The following is a 17,251-nucleotide window of genomic DNA, read 5'->3' as shown; positions in this document are numbered from 1 at the left end:
CTCGCTTGACCGCCGTCAGCCGACTATTTGTCGCCGTTCTCTTCGGCTTCCTCCTCGCCGGTGTGCTGGGGCTGGCGACAGCGCCTCCCGCTTCGGCGCAAGGCTTTACCTACAATCCGAGGCCTCCCAAGCCCCCCGTGACAGCGCGGCCCGCCAACGATGGGCAGATGCTCGTCCAGGCGGTCGAGGTCGATTACGACTACAACAATTCGCGGGTGTCGGCGGTCGGCAACGTGCAGATGTTCTACAACGGAACGAGCGTCGAGGCGGACAAGGTCATCTACGATCAGAAGACCAAGCGACTGCATGCCGAAGGCAACATCCGCATGACCGATGCGGAGGGCAAGATTACCTACGCCAACGTCCTGGATCTGAGCGACGACTATCGCGATGGTTTCGTCGATTCGCTGCGTGTCGATACCGCCGACGCGACCCGCATGGCCGCGACCCGCGCGGACCGCACCAGCGGCAATTACACCGTGTTCGAAAACGGCGTCTACACCGCCTGCGCTCCCTGCAAGGACGATCCGAAGAAGCCGCCATTGTGGCAGGTCAAGGGTATGCGCATCATTCACGACCAGATCGACAAGATGCTCTACTTCGAGAACGCCCAGATCGAATTCTTCGGCGTTCCCTTGGCCTATATTCCGTATTTTTCAACGCCCGATCCGACCGTAAAGCGCAAGACGGGATTCCTGATGCCGGGCGTGTACACGGGTGTCGGCTACGGGGTTGGCTTCGAGACCCCATTCTACTGGGCGATCGCTCCGGACATGGATGCGACCTTCAACCCACGCTTCACAACTCAGCAGGGCGTGCTCATGCAGGCCGAATTCCGTCAGCGCCTGATGGACGGCTCGTATCAGATCCGGGCTTATGGCATCGACCAGCTTGATCCCGGCGCCTATGCCGGTCAGCCGGGAGACCGTCAGTTCCGCGGCGGCGTCGAATCGAAGGGCGAGTTCGCGCTGAACCAGCAATGGGTTTGGGGTTGGGAAGGCATCGTGCTCACCGACCCCAATGTGTTGTTCGACTACAGCCTGTCCGTTTACAAGGATCCGCTGCAGTCGTTCCTGACCTTGCCGACCGAAGCCATTTCGCAGCTTTATCTGACCGGCGTCGGCAACCGCAGCTACTTCGATGCGCGGACGATTTATTTTCTCAGTCTTTCGGGTAACCAGTCCCAGGTACCGGTCGTTGCGCCCGTTATCGATTACTCCAACGTGATCAACCACGCGGTGCTGGGCGGCGAGTTCAGCTACAAGACGAATTTCACCAACCTTAACCGCGAAAGCGCGGTGTTCGATCCAATCAATTCGTCAGCCGCCGCCAACGGCTCCTGCGTGGCAACCATTTCGGCCGATCCGGGCAAGGCTATCGTGCCGGCGAACTGCCTGCTTCGCGGCATGCCCGGCACCTACACGCGATTGACGGCTGAAGCGGACTGGCGCCGATCCTTCACCGATTCGGCGGGTGAAATCTGGACGCCGTTTGCAAGCATCCGTGCCGATGCGGTCAACGCCTCGATTTCGAACCAGCCGGGCGTTTCCAACTTCCTGCCCGTCGGCGACACCCAGGCGCTGCGGGTGATGCCCACGGTCGGCCTCGAATACCGCTACCCCTTCATCAACGTCCAGCCGTGGGGCACCACCACCATCGAACCGATCGCGCAGGTCATTATCCGTCCCAACGAAACCTATGCCGGCAAGCTGCCCAACGAGGACGCGCAAAGCACGACCTTCGACACCAGCAATCTGTTCAGCGTCGACAAGTTCTCGGGCTATGACCGCGTCGAAGGTGGTGGCCGCGCCAATGCCGGCGTGCAGGCGACAACCCAATTCGACCGCGGCGGCGCGGTGACGGCGGTGTTCGGCCAATCCTACCAGCTGTTCGGTTTGAACTCATTCGCCGTGCAGGACGTGACCAATACCGCGGTTGATTCCGGTCTGCAGACCCCGAAGTCGGATTACGTCGCCAGCCTCAGCTATTCGCCGAACAGGACTTACACGTTCTCAACGCGCGCGCGATTCGACCAGGCCACCGGAAGCGTCCAGCGCTTCGAGGCCGAGGGCCGCGCCAACTTCGACCGATGGTCGATCAGCGTGATGTATGGCGACTACGGCGCTCAGCCGGATATCGGATATCTGACCCGTCGCGAAGGCATTCTCGTCAACGGTTCGGTCAAGATTGCCTCGAACTGGGTGGCAACGGGAGCAGCCCGTTGGGATCTCGTCGCAAACCAGATCAACCAATACGTCGTCGGCGCCGGATACGTGGACGACTGCTTCGTGCTGGCGGCCAACTACGTCACTTCCTTCTCCTATGCGACCGCGACATCGCCGCCAATACTTGGCCACGCTTTCATGCTGCAGCTCGGCCTGCGGACCCTTGCCAATACCAATTCGTCGACGCAATAAGACCGGCACCGGGCCTGCTCCCGGGGGACGAATACCCGGCGCAGCGTTGCCTCAACCAGGATCGGCTAACGTAGCGAATATGACCATGACCACCGCTTTTTTCCGCCGACTTTCGGCTGTCATCCTGGGTTGCGCGGCGACCCTGGTCTTGATGGGATCCGTGTCGCCGGCGCATGCCCAGGTCGCCGTTATGGTCAACGGCGAGCCCATCACCAATTACGATATCGAGCAGCGCGGCAAGCTGAACACGCTAAGCACGCACAAGCCTGCGGACCGCCAGCAGGTGATCGACGAGCTGATCGACGAAAAGGTGAAGATCAGGGAAGGGAAGAAGTTCGGAATCGACCCTTCGGCCGCCGATGTCGATCAGTCCTACGGCAGCATGGCCGCGCGAATGCGAATCACGGCCGACCAGCTGACGAAATCACTGGAAAGCACGGGCATTCGTCCTGACACGCTGAAGGCGCGCGTGAGAGCCGATATGGTTTGGACCAACCTGGTCCGCGGCCGATACAAGGAAAGCCTCCAGGTCAGCGAAAAGGACGTTGCCGCCGCCGTCCAGGAAAAGGGCGGCGACGAGAAACCGGATACCCCGAGCTTCGAATACAAGATGCAGCCGATCGTGCTGATCGTCCCGCGAGGATCCGCGCCCGACGCCGTCGAAACAAGAAAAAAGGAGGCCGAGGCTCTGCGCGGACGCATACAGACCTGCGTCGAGGCGAACGCGTTCTTCAAATCGATGCAAAACGCGGCGATACGCGAGGCCGTGGTCAAGACGTCGGCCGACATACCGCCTTCGCTTCGTGAAGTGCTCGACAGCACTCCGGTCGGCCATTTGACTCCGCCCGAGGTGACCAAACAGGGCGTGGAGATGGTGGCGTTGTGCGCCAAGGACCCGACCACCGTCGACACGCCGAAAAAGAAAGAGATCCGGGAAAAGATGTTTGCCGAAAAATACGAGGCAAAATCGAAATCGTACCTGCGGGATGTCCGCGGAGCCGCAATGATCGAATATCGTTGACGTATGGCACCGCTCGCGCTGACATCCGGCGAACCCGCGGGTATCGGGCCTGATATTACCATCAAGGCGTGGCTCCGCCGCAACGAGCTGAAGCTCCCGGCGTTCTACCTGCGCGGCGATCCCGACCTGCTCCGGCATCGGGCAAAGGCGATTGGACTCGAGCTCAGGCTCGCTGAAGTTCGCGCGGAGGAGGCCTGCGATGCGTTCGCGGACGCTCTGCCGGTGGTTGTCACCGGCGATCCGGCGACGGCACAGCCCGGTATCCCGGACGGCACCAGCGCCGAGGCCGCCATGGCCTCGATTCGCCACGCGGTCGGCGATGTCATCGCCGGACGGGCCAGCGCGGTGGTGACCAATCCGATTGCCAAGAGCGTTCTTTATCGGGCCGGGTTCCGGCATCCCGGTCATACCGAGTACCTTGCCGAGCTCGCGGCGACGGACGGCCATTCGCCGCAACCGGTCATGATGCTGTGGTCCCCTGCCCTCGTCGTGGTGCCCGTGACGATCCATGTTTCGCTGCGTGAGGCGATCGCGCAGCTTTCCAGTGAGCTGATCGTCACCACGGCCCGGATCGTGGTCGCGGCGTTGAAAGCCCGTTTCGGCCTCGCCAATCCGCGCCTCGCAGTATCCGGTCTCAATCCGCATGCCGGCGAAGAAGGCTCGCTCGGGACCGAGGAAAAAACCATCGTGGCGCCCGCCATCGATATCCTGCGCGGCGAAGGCATCGCGATCAGGGGGCCGTTGCCGGCGGACACCATGTTCCACGAGGCGGCGCGCAAGACCTATGATTGCGCGATCTGCATGTATCACGATCAAGCGCTGATCCCGATCAAGACGGTGGCATTCGAGGATGCCGTCAACGTGACGCTGGGGTTACCGTTCATTCGGACATCGCCCGATCATGGCACGGCCTTTGACATCGCCGGAACCGGCAAGGCGAATCCGGCGAGTTTGATCGCGGCGTTGCGGCTGGCCGCCCGCATGGCGAATGCGCAGCCGGAATGAGCGCGATCGATGACCTTCCGCCGCTTCGCGAGGTCATTCGCCACTATGCCCTGTCAGCTCGCAAATCGCTCGGCCAGAATTTTCTGCTGGACCTCAATCTCACCGCGCGGATCGCGCGCGCCGCGGGGCCGCTTGAAGATGCAACCGTCGTCGAGATTGGCCCCGGCCCGGGTGGGCTGACCCGCGCCTTGCTGGCGTTGGGTGCGCGGCACGTGATCGCGGTGGAGCGCGACCAGCGCGCCGTTCCGGCTCTCGAAGAGATTTCAAGGCGATATCCGGGACGCCTGGAGATCGTCTGCGCCGACGCGCAGCATTTCGATCCGCGGCCACTGCTGGGGGCTACCCGCGCGAAAATCGTCGCCAACCTGCCCTACAACATCGCAACCGCGCTGTTGATCGACTGGCTGTCGATCGAGCCGTGGCCGCCCTGGTACGACATGATGGTGCTGATGTTCCAGCGCGAAGTAGCCGAACGCATCGTCGCGCGCGAGAACGACGAAGCCTATGGACGGCTGGGCGTGCTCGCGAACTGGCGCGCCGAGACCAAGATCCTGTTCGATATTTCTCCGGCCGCTTTCGTGCCGCAACCCAAGGTCACCTCGTCGGTGGTGCGATTGGTGCCGCGCCTCGCCCCGGAGGCGTGCGACCGCCGCGCGCTGGAGCAGGTGGCGGCGGCGGCATTCGGCCAGCGGCGGAAAATGTTGCGGCAAAGTCTCAAATCACTGGCGGTCGACCCGGCCCGGCTGGCCACGGCAGCCCACGTCGATTTGACCCGACGCGCCGAAACCATCCCGGTTGGCGGCTTTGTTGCCATGGCGCGGGAATTGACCGATATACGCAGTACTGGTTGAACGTCCCCTGAGGAGGAAACGCCATGGCGCTGATGCGTCGTCAATCGCTTGTCAAATTCGATGCGCCGCTGTGCGAAACCATCATCGAGACACCGAAGCCGATGGCCAGGGAAGTGCTGGTCCGGATAGAGCGCTGCGGACTGTGCCATTCCGACCTTCACATCCAGGATGGCTATGCTGATCTCGGCGGCGGCAAGAAGCTCGATACCACGCGCGGCATGACGCTGCCGTTCACGCTGGGGCACGAGATTGCCGGAATCGTCGAGGAAGTCGGCCCCGACGCATCTACGGACCTGATCGGCGCAAAGCGAGCGGTATTCCCGTGGATCGGCTGCGGACAATGCCGCGACTGTCTCCTGGGCAACGAAAATCTCTGCGCCAAGCAGCGCTTTCTCGGCGTCGCCATCGACGGCGGTTTCGCCAGCCATGTGCTGGTGCCCGATGCAAAATACCTGCTGGAGTACGATCCGCTGCCGGTCAATCAGGCGGCCACCTTGATGTGCTCCGGCGTGACCGCCTATGGCGCGCTGAAGCGCCTGGTCGATCGGCCGCGGCAGCGCAACCTGCTGCTGATCGGCCTCGGCGGCGTCGGCATGATGGGGCTGGCATTTGCCCATGCCATGTTCAAGCAGAAGGTCTCGGTGGCGGATTTGAGTCCTGCCGCGCGCGAAACGGCGCTGCAGAACGGCGCCGATGTCGCCTACGATCCCTCGGAAGCAGACGTGGCAAAGCGCATCCTCAGGGAAACCGAAGGCGGCTTCGACGAAATCGTCGATTTCGCCGGCAACGAGAAATCGATGGCATTTGCGGTTTCGGTGCTCGCGCGCGGCGGCAAGATCGTGGTTTCCGGACTGATGGGCGGCAATTTCAGCCTGCCGATGGTGCAATGGATCTACAAGCGCATGACCATCGAAGGCTTCATGGTGGGAACGCTGGCCGAGGCGCAGGAGTTGATGGCCCTGGCACGTGCCGGGAAAATCAAACCGACGCCGATGAAGGAGGAGCCGATGACCGATGTCCAGAAATGGATCGATGCATTGCGGGCTGGAAAGGTCGTCGGGCGCATCGTGCTGAAAAACTAAAGGTGGAGGGTTTCGCCGCCTCGCGACGGGCTCGCGAGCGAGTGACGCCGCCTCGACGCAACACAAAGACGCCCTTTTTGCGCCGCTGCCCGGCCCTTCGGAAATGACGGGAGGCCCGAATTAAGCCCCACACCGTCCGGATTTGCGGCGCATTGCGACCCAAGTTTTTGAGGAGATTTGGCATGCCAAGTATTGCGTAGGAGATGCACATGCCAAACCGAAGTGCGAGATTTGTGTCGGCCATCTTCGCCAGTATTCTGGCGGGCGCCCCGCTCACAACGACATCGCACAGCGAGACGGTCGCGGCCGATGATTGTCTTGCCGGTCCGAAAGGCCCGACGCCCGCGGGCAGCCATTGGTACTACCGCATCGAACATCCCACCAAACGCCATTGCTGGTATCTCCGCGAGGAAGGCGACAAGCTTTCGCAAACTGCACCTCAGAACACTTCGCCATCGGCGAGGCTGCCTCCGCCGGAAGCAGAAACGGCGATGCAACAGTCGGTGGCCAACGCCCACGCCGAGCTGCCCGCACAGTCCTACCGCAACGAGGCGCCGAACCCCGCTTTGCCGACGAATGCAGCCGGATTGAATGATGCCCTACGCACGAATGCTTCGGATGCGAACGGGCCGTTATCCGTGGTGGCTTCGCGCTGGCCCGAACCGTCGGGCGTGAGCCCGGCATCCGTTCCGCGGCCGGCGACCGGCAATGTGGCGGCAAACACGCCCACAAATGTAGTAGCCGCACCGCCGCCCGTGGTTGCCCCGGTTACTCTCGCCGTCGCGGATACCTCGCAAAGCCCGCCCGGTTCGATCCCGATGTTGCTGGCCGCTGTCGTCGGTGCCCTGGCTCTCGCCGGCATCTCCGCAAGCCTCTTCTTCAAATTCGGCCGCGCGCGACGAGGTCGGGTTCGTGCCCGGCGGCGCCCGATCCGGGATTCGACGGATGACGACCGCATTGCGCTGTCGGACCGGCGAGGCGCGCATGTCCTTCCGCACAGGGCCCGATTTTCCAGGGGTTTCGGCGAAGCTGGCGACCCGAACGACAGGTTTGCGGAATTTTTCTCGCGGATATCGGAGCGAGCGCCAAGGTGACGCCGAGCTATTTCTCCAGCTGCCGCTGCAGCTCCCGCACGAACGTCGTCAAACCGGTACGGCGTTCGCGCTTAAGCCGCTCGGCCTTCAGGATCGACTGCACCTCGGCGAACGCTTCGTCGACGTCGTGATTGATGACGATATAGTCGTACTCCGCCCAATGGCTCAATTCATGCGTCGCGCGGCTCATGCGCCCGCGTATCACCGCATCGCTATCCTGGGCGCGGGTATGAAGCCGCTTTTCAAGATCGGCCGCCGACGGTGGCAGGATAAACACGCTGACCACATCCGCCCGGGCCTTTTCGCGCAGCTGCTGGGTGCCCTGCCAGTCGATGTCGAACAGCACGTCCTGTCCGGCCGACAAGGCTGCTTCGACGGGCGCTCGCGGGGTGCCGTAGCGATTGTCGAACACCGTGGCCCATTCAAGCAGTTCGTCCCGCGTTGCCATCTGTTCGAAGCTGGATTTGTCGACAAACCGGTAATCGCGGCCCTCGACCTCACCGGGTCGCATCGGCCGCGTCGTCGCCGACACCGACATCTTCAGCCCGGGCATTCGCTCGATCAACAGCCGCGACAGCGTGGTCTTTCCCGCGCCCGATGGCGACGACAGCACGAACATCAATCCGCGCCGTTCCACCCTGTCAAAGCCGTGACCAGCCGCCGCCATGCCTCACTCCAGATTCTGGACCTGCTCGCGGAACTGCTCCACGACGTTCTTCATTTCGAGGCCGGTCTTGGTCAATTCGAGATCGTTGGACTTGGAGCAGCAGGTATTGACCTCGCGATTGAATTCCTGCGCCAGGAAGTCCAGCCGTCGTCCGACCGGGCCGCCTTTGCCGATCATCTCGCGGGCCTGCGCGATGTGCGAGGCAATGCGATCGAGTTCTTCGCGAATGTCGGCCTTTGCAGCGATCAGAAGCGCTTCCTGATTGAGCCGATCAGGATCGAACCGGTCGGATGAGTCAAGCAACGCGGCGATCTGCTCGGCTAGCCGCGCCTTGATGGCGTCGGGCTTGCGGCCGGGCGCGATCTCGGCCTGCTTCGCCAGCCGCTCGATCTCATCCATGCGCTGCGACAGGATCTGCCCGAGCGCGACGCCCTCGCGCTGGCGCATTGCAACGAGATTGGCGAGCGCCTGCTCGAACGCCGCCGCCGCGGCAGCCCTCGCCGCCGTGTCTTCCGCCTCGTCGCTTTCCGGCTCGACGACTTCGATGACGCCCTTGATGGCCAGCAGCCCATCGATGCTCGGCGCCACCGCGTCGATCTTGCCGGCGAGCACCCCTGCAACCTTCACGATCGACGCCAGAACCTCTTCGTTGATTCGAATGCCCGACGCCGCGTTGGCACGCTTGACGCTCAAATTGGCGTACACGGTGCCCCGCGACAGCACTTCGCCGGCCCGCTTCTTTGCCAATGCCTCGAGGTCGTCCCATCCGGGCGGCAGCCGCATGCGAAGGTCGAAGCCCTTGGCGTTAACCGACTTTAGTTCCCATTCGAACGCGTACGGTCCGCTGGCGCCGTGGCTTCGGGCAAAGCCGGTCATGCTCGACAGGGCCATCGCGTGAAATTCTCCGATAAGGCTTGGCGCTTGAGATTCGCAAGCGCGAACTGTGCGAGCTTAGCGCGTATTCGGCAAAAGTGGATACCGCTTTTGCGACCGGGACAAGCGCCAGTCAAACGGCAGGCGTGTTTTCGGGTCAGGTGGATTTTGCTACCGGCGTGCGGCCTGTACAACTATTGCTGAACCACCGGGGGCGACACCGTCGGGGGCAACACCGTCGATTGGGCCGCGCCCTGCCGGGCCGGCGAAGAACTACGCGCCGGTTTTTTTGCCGGGACCGGCTTTGCCGTCGTTGCCGTTGGGGCGGCGTCGCCCGGTGTGCCCGCCGCGGCCGGCGCGGGATCGTCGGCCGGTTCGACCGTATCGTTCTGGATCTGCTTTTCCATCGTCCGAAGCTTGGCGACGTTTTTCTGATGCAGATCGTACGTGTCGCTAAAGGCATGGCCACCGGTACCATCGGCGACGAAGAACAGATCGCGCGTTCGCGCCGGATTGGCAGCCGCTTCCAGAGAGGCGCGCCCCGGATTGGCGATCGGTCCAGGCGGCAGCCCGTCGACCACATAGGTATTGTATGGCGACGGCTGCTGGATTTCGCTGCGCTTGATCGGACGACCCAGCGTTCCCTTGCCACCGACCAGCCCATAGATGATGGTCGGATCCGATTGCAGCTTTATTTTCTGGCGCAACCGATTGACGAAGACCGCGGCAACCCGGCTGCGCTCGTCCGCCTTTCCGGTTTCCTTCTCGACGATCGAGGCCAGCGTCACCAGCTGCTCCGGCGTCTTGATCGGGATGTCCGGATTGCGGCGCTCCCAGATTTCCGCCAACACGCGTTTCTGCGTCTGTTGCATGCGCGCGATCACCTGATCACGCGGAGTGCCGCGCGGGAACTTGTAGGTTTCCGGCAACAACGTGCCTTCGCGCGGCACCTCACGCACCGAACCGGAGAAAATATCGTTGTCGGAGAGCCGGGCCACGATCTGTTCGGAGGTCAAGCCCTCGGGAATCGTGACGGCGTGCTGAACCACCTTGCCTTCCACCATGGTGCCGATGACATCGCGCAGACTGGCGTTCTTCTGAAACGAATATTCGCCGGGCTTGAGCTCGGAGCGCGCCTTCAGCGCGAACACGCTGCCGATGAACGCCCAGCGATTGTTGTCGATCACGCCTTCACGCTGCAGAATATCGGCAATGTCGGTCATTCCCGCCCGCGCCGGAATGTTGACGACCTTGTCCTCTTGCAAGGGGCCGGGAGCCTCGATCTTCTGCTTGCCGTAGATGTAGGTGCCACCGACGCCGATCATCAACACCAGCACGACGGTGATAATCGCGTTGCCGACGACGACGAATGGATTGCGGGCACGCTCGGATCGCTTCGGCGGCGGTGGAACCTGCTCTGGCTCCAGCGCGGCGCGCGGACTCCGTGGCGAAATGGGCGGCCTCTCACTCATCGATGCAACCTGAATCCTGTCGGTTCAATCGTGGCCTCGCAAAACTCCTGCATCGGCCGGTAGTTTACGCCCGCATCTAGGAATTATCACCGAATGCGGCGAAACGGTGGACTTCTACTTTGATAGAACGCGTCAGTTGGCCACGCGCTGCACGATCACGGACGCGTTGGTGCCCCCGAAACCGAATGAATTCGATAGCGCGACGTTGATTTCGCGCTTACGCGGCGTTTGCGGCACGAGATCGATCGCCGTTTGTACCGACGGATTCTCAAGATTGATCGTCGGTGGCGCGATATTATCGCGAATCGCCAGGATACTGAAAATGGTTTCGATCGCCCCGGCGGCGCCCAGCAAATGTCCCGTGGACGACTTGGTCGACGACATCGATACCCGCGAGGCGGCGTTGCCGAGGAGCCGCTCCACCGCACCCAGTTCGATTTCGTCACCGACCTGCGTCGATGTTCCGTGCGCGTTGATATAATCGATATCGGAAGAAGTAATTCCAGCGCGCTTCATGGCGGCGCTCATGCTGCGGAACGCACCGTCACCGTCCGGCGACGGCGAGGTGATATGATAGGCATCCCCGGACAGTCCGTAGCCGATCACCTCCGCGTAGATCTTTGCTCCGCGATTTTTCGCATGTTGATATTCTTCAAGCACCACGATGCCGGCGCCTTCGCCCATCACGAAGCCGTCGCGGTCCCTGTCATAGGGGCGCGATGCCTTCTCCGGCGTTTCGTTGAACGCGGTCGATAACGCGCGCGACGCGCAAAAACCCGCCATCGACAGCCGGCAAATCGGCGATTCGGTTCCGCCGGCCACCATCACCTCGGCATCCCCAAGCGCAATCAGCCGGCTTGCATCGCCGATCGCGTGCGCTCCGGTCGAACAAGCCGTCACCACGGCATGGTTGGGACCCTTGAGACCGTGCTCGATCGACACATAACCCGAGGCGAGATTGATCAGGCGCCCGGGAATGAAGAATGGCGATACCTTGCGCGGTCCGCGCTCCTTTAGAAGCAGCGCGGTATCGGCGATGCCTGACAAGCCGCCGATCCCGGAGCCGATCATGGTCCCGGTGGCGCAGCGATCGTCTTCGGTGACCGGATGCCAATTGGCATCATCAAGCGCCTGGCGCGCGGCACACATGGCAAAAATGATGAAATCGTCGACCTTGCGCTGATCCTTCGGCTCCATCCACTGGTTGGGGTTGAATGTGCCGTTCGTGCCATCGCCACGCGGAATCACGCAGGCGATCTGGCTGGTCAGATCGGAGACGTCGAACGTGTCGATTTTCTTCGCGCCACTCTCGCTGTTCAGGATACGTTTCCAGGTCGGCTCGACGCCGCAGCCAAGTGGCGACACCATGCCGAGGCCCGTGACGACAACCCGCCTCATATCGACCACTCCAGCTCACGATTCGCGGCCCCCGACGACAAGCGGATGGACCGCATAACTGCGGCCCATCCGGCTTCGTCAGCACCGCGCGGGGGCGTCAGCTTTTCGCGTTCTTTTCGAGAAATTTTGTCGCGTCGCCGACGGTCAAGATCGTCTCCGCGGCATCGTCGGGAATTTCACAGCCGAACTCTTCCTCAAACGCCATCACAAGCTCGACGGTATCGAGGCTGTCGGCGCCGAGGTCGTCAATGAAGCTCGCGTTGTCGACCACTTTTTCGGGTTCAACACCAAGGTGTTCGACCACGATCTTCTTAACCCGCTCGCCAATCTCACTCATCGTTCAACCTCGTGCTTGTTCCATTGGACCCGACCCCAAGACGTACGAGCCATCGTGGTCGTTAGATTTCCTTCGCAATCGCGCATAGTCTTGATTTGGCCCCGCCATGGCCGACACGGACCCAGCGAACGACGGCAGGCTCCGCACCGCCAATATACAGGGTTTCGATATCCTGCAATGGTGTTCTTTGCCCATCCGCCGGTGGTTCGGTTATCATACTTCCCATGCCTTGACTATAAGCCTGGATCGGCTGCCACCAGGGGCGTTTCGCCTCGCCGAGGGGACCGGCGACCGCCTCAGATCATGGCCATTCCGCCGTTGACGTGAATGGTCTGCCCGGTGACGTACGCCGCTTCGTTCGAACTGAGATAGACTGCCGCCGCAGCGATTTCCTGTGGCGTCCCGAGTCGCCCGGCCGGAACCTTGGAAAGGATCGTTTCGCGCTGCTTTTCGTTGAGCGCGTCCGTCATTGGGGTCGCGATGAATCCGGGGGCGATGCAGTTGGCGGTCACGTTGCGCTTGGCATATTCCGCGCCCAGCGTCTTGATCATCCCGATCAGTCCGGCCTTCGATGCGGTGTAGTTGCCCTGGCCGGGGTTGCCGGTGACGCCGACGACGGACGTGATCGCGATAATGCGTCCGAAACGCTTGCGCATCATCAGCCTGGTCGCGGCGCGGGCCAGGCGGAAGGTCGCGGTCAGATTCACCTTGATGACCTCGTCCCAGTCTTCGTCACGCAGTTGCACAAACAGATTGTCCCGCGTGATACCGGCATTGGCGACGAGAATATCGACCTGGCGCATGGCTTGTTCTGCCGACGGCACCAGCGCCTCGACCTCCGCGGCATCGGAGAGATTGCAAGGCAGCACATGAACCCGCTCGCCCAGGCTGGCGGCAAGCGTGTCCAGCGCCTCGCGCCGCGTCCCGGAAATGGCCACCGTCGCGCCTTGCGCGTGCAGCGCCTGCGCGATCGCGCCACCGATGCCCCCGGTTGCACCCGTGACGAGCGCCGTCCTGCCAGTGAGATCGAACATCATGTCTCCGCCCCCCGCTCAGGCCGTCTGCGCGGCAACGAGCGCGTCTTTCGCCGACGCAATATCGTTAGGCCCGCCGACCGAAATGCCGACCGCGCCGTCCGCGATGCGTTTGACCAGCCCGCTGAGCACCTTGCCCGCGCCGATTTCGAAAAATCGGGTGACCCCGTGGCTCGCCATGTAAGCCACCGACTCGCGCCAGCGCACCGTTCCGGTGACCTGCTCGATCAGCCGGCGGCGGATCTCTTCCGGCTCCGTGATCGGCGCGGCCAAGACATTCGACACCAGCGGCGACGCCGGTCGCCTGATGGTGACGCCGGCAAGCGCTTCCGCCATCGCGTCGGCGGCGGGCTGCATCAGCCGACAATGAAACGGCGCTGACACCGGCAGCAGCATGGCGCGCTTGGCGCCTCTGGTCCTGGCGATCTCGAGCGCGCGCTCGACAGCCGCTCTGTCGCCGGAGACCACGACCTGTCCGCCGCCATTGTCGTTGGCGGCCTGGCAGACCTGGCCTTGCGCGGCCTCGTTCGCCACCGCGACCGCGGCTTCGTAATCTAGGCCGAGCAACGCGGCCATTGCGCCGACGCCGACCGGCACCGCTTTCTGCATGGCAAGGCCGCGGGTGCGCAACAGCCGCGCAGTGTCGGTGATGCTAAGGCTACCTGCCGCAGCGAGGGCGGAATATTCGCCCAGCGAATGTCCGGCAACGAAGGCTGCGTCCGCCGCAACCGAAAAGCCGGCTTCGCTCTCCAGCACGCGAAGGGCGGCGAGCGAGACCGCCATCAATGCCGGCTGGGCATTTTCAGTGAGTTGCAAGGTCTCGGCCGGGCCGTCCCAAATGATGGCTGTCAGCTTTTCGCGGAGCGCCGCATCGACCTCGTCGAACACCGCGCGGGCGGTCGGAAAGGCCTCCGCCAGCGCCTTGCCCATGCCGATTGCCTGGGAGCCCTGCCCTGGAAATGTGAATGCTGCCGTCATCAATGCCCCTGGGCACCTCAATCCCCGCCTTGATCCGCGGGCGTTCGCAGATAGGTAAGAAGATCATGTGCTGTTTCAATAGTTTAGAGCGCAATCGGGCGCAAAGCCGAACTTCCCCTCGCCGATCACGCTCCAGAGTTGCGCCGAAAGACACCGCTGGAGCCGCTTGTGTCAAGCCACTGCCGGTTCCCGGCTTCGACCCACCGTCGACTGATCCCGTGCCTTTCCCTTGCCACCACGCTCAAAATCCGTATAAACCGCGCTATCCGCAGATCCCGGCCGGGAGCTGAACGGACGGTCTCACCAATTTCACCTTATCGGCGACGTTGATGTGGCAGGGCCAGTTGGCCCGTCGTCCCGTGCTTCCGCCTTCTGAGCATATCGAGTCCTTTCCGAAGGGTTCGAAGGGCTTGCCGCCGGGGACTGCGCCAACACTAGGAAAGGACACCCATGCCTCTTTATGAGCATGTTTTTCTCGCGCGTCAGGATGCGAGTACCCAGCAGGTCGAAGAACTGACCACCCAGATGACCGGCATCGTCGAGCAGCTCGGCGGCAAGGTCGTGAAGATGGAAAACTGGGGCGTACGCTCCCTCACCTATCGGATGAACAAGAATCGCAAGGCGCATTTCGTGCTTCTGAACATCGACGGCCCTTCGGCCGTGGTTGCGGAGATCGAGCGGCAGGAGCGAATCAGCGAAGACGTGATCCGCTATCTCACCGTTCGCGTCGAAGAGCACGAGGAAGGTCCCTCGGCGATGATGCGCAAGGCCGACCGCGACCGCGACCGGGACGATCGCGGCGGTGGTTTCCGCGGCGATCGTGATGGTGGATTCCGTGGCGACCGCGACGGTGGCGGCTATCGCGGTGACCGTCCACGCCGGCCGCGTGACGATGCCGACGCAGTGATCGAGGAGTAATAATCATGGCCGAAGCTGGTGCACGCCGTCCGTTTTTCCGCCGTCGCAAGACCTGCCCGTTCACGGGTCCGAACGCGCCGAAAATCGATTACAAGGATTCCAAGCTGTTGATGCGTTACGTGTCCGAGCGCGGCAAGATCGTGCCGAGCCGTATCACCGCCGTGTCTGCCAAGAAGCAGCGTGAGCTCGCGCGCGCCATCAAGCGTTCGCGTTTTCTCGGTCTGCTGCCTTACGTCATTCGCTAAGACCAATCCACGATCCGCGGCCCCGGCGCCGCGGATCGAAAATCTTCATAAGGCTCCGGGTCGTCCGGTTGCCGATGGTTGGGGTTCTCAAAAACCTCTAACCGCTCGGAAGGAGCGGGACAGCTGATGATCGCGATCGTTCTCATTGCCATAGCCGCCGGCTGCGCGTCGGCCCTGATGTTCGCCTCGATTGTCTCGGGCGCGCTGATTTCATTGCTGCTGTTTTATCTGGCGCCGCTGCCGCTCATGGTGGCCGCGCTCGGCTGGGGTCCGCTCAGCGCCACCATCGGCGGCATCGCCGCGGCGACGGTTCTCGGCGCGATCTTCGGGCTTCCCTATTGCATCGCCTTCGTTGTTGCCACCGCGCTGCCCGCCTGGTGGCTCGGTTACCTTGCGCTGCTCGGGCGGCCGCTCGCGACGGGCACCCAGACTGCCAACGATGCAGCGGCGCTCGAATGGTATCCCGTCGGTCGAATCCTGCTCTGGATCGTGATTTTTGCAACGTTAATGATAACCGCCACGCTGCTCACGATGGGCTCCGACGGACCCTCCATCACCGGGACGATGCGCTCCGCCTGGACGCACCTTCTGGAAACGGTGGGTGTTACACCCACCGATCGCGCGCTCAATGCACTGGTGGCGATCGCGCCGGCGGCAGCGGCGATCTTCGTCACGATGACGCTGACGCTCAACCTCTGGCTCGCCGCAAAAATCACCGCGACGTCGGGACGATTGCATCGCCCGTGGCCTGACCTGAGGAGCGCGGCGTTGCCCCCGTTGACGCTCGCAGCGCTGTGTGTCGCAATCGCATTTTGTTTTTCCGGCGGACTGCTTGCGATCCTGGCGCAGATCGTCACCGCAGCCTTGCTGATCGCCTTCGCCCTGACCGGTTTCGCGGTGCTGCATACACTGACGCTCGCGCTGAAAAATCGCGCCCTCTGGCTTATCTGCACCTACGCCATCGTGGTGATATTCAGCTGGCCGGTTCTCGCCATGGTGATTCTCGGGGTTGCCGACGCCCTGTTGGGAATCCGTCAGCGCTATCTGCAGGGGAGACCGCCGCCGCTCCCCGCGTCCTGAACCCTGCCCTTCAACCCAACCACTTAATTCCCGATTACATCAAAAGGAGAACGAACATGGAAGTCATCTTGCTGGAACGCGTCGCCAAGCTCGGCCATATGGGCGAAGTCGTCCGCGTCAGGGACGGGTTTGCCCGCAATTTTCTGCTGAAGCGCGGCAAGGCGTTGCGCGCCACCGCGGACAACCGCGCCAAGTTCGATGGCATGAAGGTCGAACTCGAAGCCCGCAACCTGCAGGCCAAAGGCGAGGCAACCAAGGTCGCGGAGAAGATTGACGGCCGCAACGTCGTCGTATTGCGTCAGGCATCCGAAACCGGCCAGCTGTTCGGTTCGGTGAGCGTTCGCGACATCATCGCGTCGTTCCAGAGCGATGGCGTCACCATCAGCCGCAGCCAGATCATGCTGGACGCGCCGATCAAGACCATCGGCAAGCACACGATCGCCATCGCCGTGCATCCGGAAGTCGAAGTCGGCGTAACCGTCACCGTCGCGCGAAGTGCGGATGAGGCCGAGCGCATCAACCGCGGCGAGGACATCTCCACGCGTCAGGAAGATCAGGATGCGGCCGCCGAGGCCATCGCTGCCGCCGGAGAATTCTTCGATCCCGAGGCCCGGCGCGACGACGTCGAGCCGCAGGAAACCGCCGCTTCCGACAAGTGACGCGGCCCTAAGTCAGGTTGTCTGCGCCAAAGCCCGGCCCGGTCAGGCCGGGCTTTGCATTGCCCGACGATCGGCGGCTGCTATTCGATCCCGCCGCGCCGTTTAGCCGACCGGGCCTCA

General features: G+C 62.7%; 17 protein-coding genes. 10 read left to right on the top strand and 7 right to left on the bottom strand.

The features are described 5' to 3' along the window. Window positions 1-5 precede the first annotated feature (5 nt). The 6 genes from E8A46_RS06515 (at window position 6) to E8A46_RS06490 (ending at window position 7,470) form a co-directional block, all read left to right on the top strand. A complete protein-coding gene (locus E8A46_RS06515) occupies window positions 6-2,417 on the top strand; it encodes an LPS-assembly protein LptD (protein WP_291558904.1) in 2,412 nt (803 codons plus the stop codon). Between the two features lie 85 nt (window positions 2,418-2,502). Then, the gene (locus tag E8A46_RS06510) at window positions 2,503-3,438 is read left to right on the top strand and encodes a SurA N-terminal domain-containing protein (RefSeq protein ID WP_291558902.1); all 936 of its coding nucleotides are present in this window, start codon (window positions 2,503-2,505) and stop codon (window positions 3,436-3,438) included. A 3-nt stretch (window positions 3,439-3,441) separates the two neighbouring features. Further along, entirely contained in the window at window positions 3,442-4,443 is a 1,002-nt protein-coding gene (pdxA, locus tag E8A46_RS06505) for a 4-hydroxythreonine-4-phosphate dehydrogenase PdxA (RefSeq protein ID WP_291558900.1), read from the top strand. Then, entirely contained in the window at window positions 4,440-5,294 is an 855-nt protein-coding gene (gene rsmA / locus E8A46_RS06500) for a 16S rRNA (adenine(1518)-N(6)/adenine(1519)-N(6))-dimethyltransferase RsmA (protein ID WP_291558898.1), read from the top strand. Before pdxA ends, rsmA begins: the two co-directional genes overlap by 4 nt. A 23-nt stretch (window positions 5,295-5,317) precedes the next feature. Beyond that, the gene (locus tag E8A46_RS06495) at window positions 5,318-6,376 is read left to right on the top strand and encodes an alcohol dehydrogenase (RefSeq protein WP_291558896.1); all 1,059 of its coding nucleotides are present in this window, start codon (window positions 5,318-5,320) and stop codon (window positions 6,374-6,376) included. A gap of 209 nt (window positions 6,377-6,585) precedes the next feature. Next, on the top strand, window positions 6,586-7,470 hold the full coding sequence (locus E8A46_RS06490) for a hypothetical protein (protein ID WP_291558894.1): 885 nt from the start codon (window positions 6,586-6,588) through the stop codon (window positions 7,468-7,470). Window positions 7,471-7,477: 7 nt separating this feature from the next. On the opposite strand, the gene gmk is transcribed toward E8A46_RS06490, so the two are convergent. From gmk to fabD, 7 genes are all read right to left on the bottom strand, one after another. Next, a complete protein-coding gene (gene gmk, locus E8A46_RS06485; protein WP_291558892.1) occupies window positions 7,478-8,137 on the bottom strand; it encodes a guanylate kinase in 660 nt (219 codons plus the stop codon). 3 nt (window positions 8,138-8,140) lie between these two features. Further along, window positions 8,141-9,028 carry a YicC/YloC family endoribonuclease gene (locus E8A46_RS06480; RefSeq protein WP_291558891.1) on the bottom strand — a complete coding sequence of 296 codons (888 nt, stop codon included), beginning with the start codon at window positions 9,026-9,028 and terminating at the stop codon, window positions 8,141-8,143. 176 nt (window positions 9,029-9,204) lie between these two features. Beyond that, a complete protein-coding gene (gene mltG / locus E8A46_RS06475) occupies window positions 9,205-10,482 on the bottom strand; it encodes an endolytic transglycosylase MltG (protein ID WP_291558889.1) in 1,278 nt (425 codons plus the stop codon). Between the two features lie 132 nt (window positions 10,483-10,614). Continuing rightward, complete coding sequence (fabF, locus tag E8A46_RS06470; protein ID WP_291558887.1) at window positions 10,615-11,880, bottom strand: beta-ketoacyl-ACP synthase II; 1,266 nt, start codon at window positions 11,878-11,880, stop codon at window positions 10,615-10,617. Between the two features lie 97 nt (window positions 11,881-11,977). Then, window positions 11,978-12,217: an acyl carrier protein gene (locus tag E8A46_RS06465; protein ID WP_006610957.1), complete on the bottom strand. Its 240-nt coding sequence runs from the start codon at window positions 12,215-12,217 to the stop codon at window positions 11,978-11,980. A gap of 296 nt (window positions 12,218-12,513) precedes the next feature. Next, complete coding sequence (gene fabG / locus E8A46_RS06460) at window positions 12,514-13,251, bottom strand: 3-oxoacyl-[acyl-carrier-protein] reductase (protein WP_291559007.1); 738 nt, start codon at window positions 13,249-13,251, stop codon at window positions 12,514-12,516. Between the two features lie 18 nt (window positions 13,252-13,269). Continuing rightward, on the bottom strand, window positions 13,270-14,229 hold the full coding sequence (gene fabD / locus E8A46_RS06455; protein ID WP_291558862.1) for an ACP S-malonyltransferase: 960 nt from the start codon (window positions 14,227-14,229) through the stop codon (window positions 13,270-13,272). Window positions 14,230-14,679: 450 nt separating this feature from the next. On the opposite strand from fabD, the gene rpsF reads away from it, so the two are divergent. From rpsF to rplI, 4 genes are all read left to right on the top strand, one after another. Further along, window positions 14,680-15,147, top strand: a complete 468-nt coding sequence (gene rpsF, locus E8A46_RS06450; protein WP_291558859.1) for a 30S ribosomal protein S6 — start codon at window positions 14,680-14,682, stop codon at window positions 15,145-15,147. 5 nt (window positions 15,148-15,152) lie between these two features. Further along, on the top strand, window positions 15,153-15,392 hold the full coding sequence (gene rpsR, locus E8A46_RS06445; protein WP_002711478.1) for a 30S ribosomal protein S18: 240 nt from the start codon (window positions 15,153-15,155) through the stop codon (window positions 15,390-15,392). Between the two features lie 126 nt (window positions 15,393-15,518). Then, window positions 15,519-16,472 (top strand): DUF2232 domain-containing protein, encoded by a 954-nt coding sequence (locus tag E8A46_RS06440; RefSeq protein WP_291558826.1) that lies wholly within the window; start codon window positions 15,519-15,521, stop codon window positions 16,470-16,472. A 56-nt stretch (window positions 16,473-16,528) separates the two neighbouring features. Beyond that, window positions 16,529-17,131 (top strand): 50S ribosomal protein L9, encoded by a 603-nt coding sequence (gene rplI, locus E8A46_RS06435; protein WP_291558825.1) that lies wholly within the window; start codon window positions 16,529-16,531, stop codon window positions 17,129-17,131. Window positions 17,132-17,251: the final 120 nt, after the last annotated feature.

The organism is Bradyrhizobium sp., assembly GCF_004799445.1.
Lineage (GTDB): Bacteria > Pseudomonadota > Alphaproteobacteria > Rhizobiales > Xanthobacteraceae > Bradyrhizobium.
This window is presented reverse-complemented; position numbering and strand designations above follow the sequence as displayed.

What these genes read in the sequence shown, in the direction of transcription:
- E8A46_RS06510 (WP_291558902.1), top strand. Translation starts at nt 2,503, where the DNA reads ATGACCACCGCTTTTTTCCGCCGACTTTCGGCTGTCATCCTGGGTTGC.
- pdxA (WP_291558900.1), top strand. Translation starts at nt 3,442, where the DNA reads ATGGCACCGCTCGCGCTGACATCCGGCGAACCCGCGGGTATCGGGCCT.
- rsmA (WP_291558898.1), top strand. Translation starts at nt 4,440, where the DNA reads ATGAGCGCGATCGATGACCTTCCGCCGCTTCGCGAGGTCATTCGCCAC.
- E8A46_RS06495 (WP_291558896.1), top strand. Translation starts at nt 5,318, where the DNA reads ATGGCGCTGATGCGTCGTCAATCGCTTGTCAAATTCGATGCGCCGCTG.
- E8A46_RS06490 (WP_291558894.1), top strand. Translation starts at nt 6,586, where the DNA reads ATGCCAAACCGAAGTGCGAGATTTGTGTCGGCCATCTTCGCCAGTATT.
- gmk (WP_291558892.1), bottom strand. Translation starts at nt 8,137, where the DNA reads ATGGCGGCGGCTGGTCACGGCTTTGACAGGGTGGAACGGCGCGGATTG.
- E8A46_RS06480 (WP_291558891.1), bottom strand. Translation starts at nt 9,028, where the DNA reads ATGGCCCTGTCGAGCATGACCGGCTTTGCCCGAAGCCACGGCGCCAGC.
- mltG (WP_291558889.1), bottom strand. Translation starts at nt 10,482, where the DNA reads ATGAGTGAGAGGCCGCCCATTTCGCCACGGAGTCCGCGCGCCGCGCTG.
- fabF (WP_291558887.1), bottom strand. Translation starts at nt 11,880, where the DNA reads ATGAGGCGGGTTGTCGTCACGGGCCTCGGCATGGTGTCGCCACTTGGC.
- E8A46_RS06465 (WP_006610957.1), bottom strand. Translation starts at nt 12,217, where the DNA reads ATGAGTGAGATTGGCGAGCGGGTTAAGAAGATCGTGGTCGAACACCTT.
- fabG (WP_291559007.1), bottom strand. Translation starts at nt 13,251, where the DNA reads ATGTTCGATCTCACTGGCAGGACGGCGCTCGTCACGGGTGCAACCGGG.
- fabD (WP_291558862.1), bottom strand. Translation starts at nt 14,229, where the DNA reads ATGACGGCAGCATTCACATTTCCAGGGCAGGGCTCCCAGGCAATCGGC.
- rpsF (WP_291558859.1), top strand. Translation starts at nt 14,680, where the DNA reads ATGCCTCTTTATGAGCATGTTTTTCTCGCGCGTCAGGATGCGAGTACC.
- rpsR (WP_002711478.1), top strand. Translation starts at nt 15,153, where the DNA reads ATGGCCGAAGCTGGTGCACGCCGTCCGTTTTTCCGCCGTCGCAAGACC.
- E8A46_RS06440 (WP_291558826.1), top strand. Translation starts at nt 15,519, where the DNA reads ATGATCGCGATCGTTCTCATTGCCATAGCCGCCGGCTGCGCGTCGGCC.
- rplI (WP_291558825.1), top strand. Translation starts at nt 16,529, where the DNA reads ATGGAAGTCATCTTGCTGGAACGCGTCGCCAAGCTCGGCCATATGGGC.